The sequence below is a fragment of the Nocardioides sp. genome, from assembly GCF_035429765.1.
GTDB lineage: Bacteria > Actinomycetota > Actinomycetes > Propionibacteriales > Nocardioidaceae > Nocardioides.
Map to the genome: position 1 here is coordinate 1 of NZ_DAOMFK010000235.1, position 4337 is coordinate 4337.

4 protein-coding genes are annotated in these 4337 nt (G+C 73.7%); 3 read left to right on the forward strand and 1 reads right to left on the reverse strand.

Going from position 1 to position 4337, the window contains the following annotated elements:
• The coding region (locus PLP61_RS15240) for a MerR family transcriptional regulator (RefSeq protein ID WP_324503610.1) at positions 1 to 843 on the reverse strand (843 nt) is incomplete at its 3' end.
• A 133-nt stretch (positions 844 to 976) separates the two neighbouring features.
• Between PLP61_RS15240 and PLP61_RS15245 the strand changes: the two genes are divergently transcribed.
• From PLP61_RS15245 to PLP61_RS15255, 3 genes are read left to right on the forward strand one after another with little or no spacing between them, the layout of a single operon-like run.
• Positions 977 to 2257 carry an NAD(P)/FAD-dependent oxidoreductase gene (locus tag PLP61_RS15245; RefSeq protein WP_324503611.1) on the forward strand — a complete coding sequence of 427 codons (1281 nt, stop codon included), beginning with the start codon at positions 977 to 979 and terminating at the stop codon, positions 2255 to 2257.
• A complete protein-coding gene (locus PLP61_RS15250) occupies positions 2254 to 3006 on the forward strand; it encodes a DUF1365 domain-containing protein (RefSeq protein ID WP_324503612.1) in 753 nt (250 codons plus the stop codon). The genes PLP61_RS15245 and PLP61_RS15250 overlap by 4 nt, the downstream gene beginning before the upstream one ends.
• On the forward strand, positions 3003 to 4301 hold the full coding sequence (locus PLP61_RS15255; protein WP_324503613.1) for a class I SAM-dependent methyltransferase: 1299 nt from the start codon (positions 3003 to 3005) through the stop codon (positions 4299 to 4301). Before PLP61_RS15250 ends, PLP61_RS15255 begins: the two co-directional genes overlap by 4 nt.
• The last annotated feature ends 36 nt before the right edge of the window (positions 4302 to 4337 follow it).

A 4337-nucleotide genomic window follows, 5' to 3' on the forward strand; every position in this document is an offset into this window, starting at 1 on the left:
GCCGTACAGCGCGTCCGGGTCGCTGTCCTGCAGGCTCCCGCCGACCGCCACCAGCAGGCCCGGCCGGCCGGTGCGCAGGGCGGCGACGACCGCGTCCAGGGCCGGGAGGTCCTCCGTGCGGGACACCGCCAGCACGGCGCCCCGGGTGTCGGCGCCCGCGGTGGCCGAGACCCAGTCCGCCGCGGGCAGGTCGGCCCCGAGGTAGGTGGTGGGGACTCCCGCTCGTCGGGCCGCCGCAGCGAAGGCGAGCACGCCCAGGTCGTGGTGGGCTCCCGGAGGGAGACCGACGACCACCCGGGGTCCGGAGGCCACGCGCCCGCCGGCCTCGTAGGCGGCACCCAGCCGACGGTGCACCGCGTGGGCGACCAGGTGCTCGCCGGCGACACTGAGCTCACCTCGCGCCCAGGCCTCGCCGAGCGCGTGGAGGGCCGGCATCAGCCAGTCGTCGACTGCCGTCTCGAAGGAGGTCAGGCTGAAACGCCGGTCCAGGACGGCCGCGACGGCCGCCGCGTCCAGGCCGACCCCGGCTGCGACGAGGGCGCGCGCGTCCGCGGCGAGGTCGTCCCCGCCACGCCCCTCGGAGGTGTCGGGCCCCTCGGTGATGGGCGCGGGCGGCAGCCCCTCGGCCGCCCGTCGACGGGTTTCCTCGGCGGCCTGGCGGGGGGCCCAGCCCTCCTGGACGAGGGTCTGCATGGTGCGCAGCGACTGCACGGCCCCCTCGTCGTAGAGGCGGTACCCGGCAGCGGTGCGGACCGGGGCGACGACGCCGTAGCGGCGTTCCCAGGCCCGCAGCGTCGGCACGGCGATCCCGGTGAGCTCCGCGGCGTGCTTGATCGTGTACATGGATTGTCGATCCTAGACGGCTGCTGCCGTCGGAGTGAGAGGCACGCGCGTTCCTAACCTTTGACAAAGTTTGTGCGACCAGCCTAGAGTCTCGACAGAGTTTCGACAAGCCCTAGACACCCGCAGGAGCGTCATGACCCAGCCTCGACCCACCGCCGCCGTGATCGGCGCGGGCGTCTCGGGCCTCACCGCGGCCCACGTGCTCTCCGGCACCCACGACGTCACCCTCTACGAGGCCGACCCGAGGCTGGGCGGCCACGCACACACCCACGACGTCCCCGCCGCGGACGGCCGGCAGCTGAGGATCGACTCCGGCTTCATCGTGCACAACGACCGCACCTACCCCCACCTGCTCCGGCTGTTCGGCGAGCTGGGCGTGCAGACCCGCGCGACCGAGATGAGCATGAGCATCACCTGCGAGGGCTGCGGACTGTCCTACGCGGGCGGGCGCGGCGCGGGTGGCATCCTCGCGCAGCCCCGGCGCCTGGCCGACCCTCGTTTCGTGCGGATGCTGGTCGAGGTGCCGCGCTTCCACCGCGCGGCCCGACGGCTCCTCGCCAGCACCGACCAGGACCCCACCTGGGGCGAGTTCCTGAGTGAAGGCGGCTACTCCGACTACTTCGTCCGGCACTTCGCACTGCCCTTGGTCTCGTGCGTGTGGTCCTCCGGGGACACCGACTCCGGCAGCTACCCCGCTCGCCACCTCTTCCGGTTCCTCGACCACCACGGGATGCTGAGCGTCACCGGATCGCCCACCTGGCGAACCGTGGTCGGCGGCTCCGCGAGCTACGTCGACCGGCTGCTGGCTCGCCTCGCCGCGCACGGCGGCACCGTGCTTCCTGCTGCTCCGGTGACCGCCGTGCTGCGGCACGCGGACGGCGTCGACGTCCGGACCGGCGACGGGAACACCACGACCTTCGACACGGCGGTGGTGGCCACCCACGCCGACGAGGCCCTGCAGCTGCTGGCCGACGCGAGCCCGGAGGAGAAGGATGACCTCGGGGCCATCGGGTACTCCGCCAACGAGACCTGGCTGCACCGGGACGCGACGGTCCTCCCCGCCAGCCCGCGTGCACGAGCCTCGTGGAACTACCGGATGTCCTGCGCCCGGCGCGTGGACGACGAGCCGGTCCTGGTGAGCTACTGGATGAACCGGCTGATGGGGCTCACCGACAGCGAGGAGCACGTGGTCACGTTGAACCCTCAGGGACGCGTGGACCCGGCGCTCGTCACAGCGCGGATGTCCTACCGGCACCCGGTCTTCACCCACGAGGCCGTGGCCGCGGCCGCTCGCCTCCGGGACGCCGGCGGCGACCGGCTGGCCTTCGCCGGCGCGCACCTGGGCTGGGGCTTCCACGAGGACGGCTGCCGGTCCGGGGTCGAGGCCGCCACCTCCCTGGGCGGCCGCTGGTGACCGTGCCCGCCGACCTCACCGTGCCCGCGCTCGTCGTCGGCACGGTCAGCCACGCGCGTCGCTCCCCGGTGTCGCGCCGCTTCCAGCACCGGCACTACCAGTGGCTGGTCGACCTCGACCGGCTGCCCCGGTACCGGTGGCCGCTGCGCCTGGTCTCCCGGTTCGACCCTCGTGACCACCTCGACGCGGGCCGCCTCGGAGGAGGCATCCGCGGTGACCTCGCCCGGTTCCTGGCGGCACGAGGGGTCGAGCTGACCGACGGCGACCGGGTCCTCATGCTCGCTCACGCCCGGGTCCTGGGCCACACCTTCGACCCGCTCACGGTCTTCTGGTGCCTGGACCGCGAGGGTCGCCGGCGGGCGGTGGTCCTGGAGGTGCACAACACCTACGGGGAGCGCCACGCCTACCTGCTCGACCTGGACGAGGAGGGACGCGGGAGTGTCGACAAGGCCTTCTACGTCTCCCCGTTCAACGACGTGTCCGGACGGTACGACGTGCGGGTCAGCCTGGACCGCGAGCGCGCGGGCGTCTCCATCCGTCTGGTCCGCGACGGGCGTCCGGTCTTCACCGCGGCCAGCACCGGCGTCCTCGTGCCGGCCACCCCGGCGAACGTCCGACGCACCGCCGTGCGCCACCTGCTGATGACCCAGCGGGTGAGCCTGCTGATCCGCTGGCACGGGATCCGCCTCTGGCTCGCCCGGCTCCCCGTCCACCCCCGTTCCCCGCACCCCCAGGAGGCCGTCCGATGAGCTCGATCGCCGCACCCCGTCGCGTCCAGGCACCCCGCAGGCCGGGGGTGCGCGCCGCCGTGGCACGCCGAGTGGTGGCGGTGGTGGCCGACCGGGTCCCGGTCCAGGTACGCCTGCCCGACGGAACCCTCCTCGGCCGGCGCTCCACCGACCCCGAGGTGCGGGAGGGGTGGCCGGTGCTGGAGCTGGTCCGGCCCGACGCCTTCTTCGCACGGCTCGGCCGCCACCCCAAGATCGGCATCGGCGAGGGGTACGTGGCCGGCGACTGGCGGGCCGGGGAGGGCACCGACCTCGCGGACCTGCTGGTGCCGTTCGCCGCACGGCTCACCTCGGCAGTGCCACCGGGGCTGGCCCGGTTCCGGCGGCTGGTGGACCGGCGCATCCCCGCCGCCCAGCGCAACTCCCTGCGCGGCTCGCGCAGCAACATCGAGGCCCACTACGACCTCAGCAACGAGCTGTTCGGCGCGTTCCTGGACGAGACGCTGACCTACTCCTCGGCCCTGTTCGACCCCTCCCTCCCGCTTCAGGACCAGGACCTCGCGCAGGCCCAGCTCCGCAAGGTGCACGCGATCTTGGACCGCGCCGGCGTGGGCCGCGGGACCAGGCTGCTCGAGATCGGCACCGGGTGGGGCACGCTGGCCATCGAGGCCGCCCGACGCGGGGCGCTCGTCACCACGGTGACGCTCTCCCAGGAGCAGGCGCACCTGGCCCGGCAGCGGGTGACGGAGGCGGGCCTGGCCGACCGGGTGGAGGTCCGCCTGGAGGACTACCGCGAGGTCGCCGGCAGCTACGACGCGATCGTGAGCGTGGAGATGATCGAGGCGGTCGGCGAGGAGTTCTGGCCGACGTACTTCGCGGCCCTGGACCGCCTGCTGGCACCGGGCGGCACGGTGGCCCTGCAGGCCATCACGATGAGCCATGAGCGGTACCTGGCCACCCGCCGGTCCTACGGGTGGATCCAGAAGCACATCTTCCCCGGTGGGCTGATCCCGTCGCTCGAGGCGATCCAGCAGGTCACCACGCGGGGGACGACGTTGCGCGTCGACGAGGTGCACCGGTTCGGCACCGACTACGCCGAGACGCTCCAGCGGTGGCGGCGCACCTTCACCGAGCAGTGGCCGACGATCAGCCGCCGGGGCTTCGACGAGGCCTTCCGTCGTACCTGGGAGTTCTACCTGGCCTACTGCGAGGCCGGGTTCGCGACCGGCTACCTCGACGTGGTCCAGCTGCGGCTGCGCCGGCCCGCCGAGGCCGGCACGCCCGCGGCGCCGGCCCGCGGGATGCTCGTCGCGTGACGGCCTCGGTCCTGTGGCTGCGCCGCGACCTGCGGC

Coding starts and splice junctions, on each gene's coding strand:
- PLP61_RS15255 (WP_324503613.1), top strand. CDS start 3,003: ATGAGCTCGATCGCCGCACCCCGTCGCGTCCAGGCACCCCGCAGGCCG.
- PLP61_RS15245 (WP_324503611.1), top strand. CDS start 977: ATGACCCAGCCTCGACCCACCGCCGCCGTGATCGGCGCGGGCGTCTCG.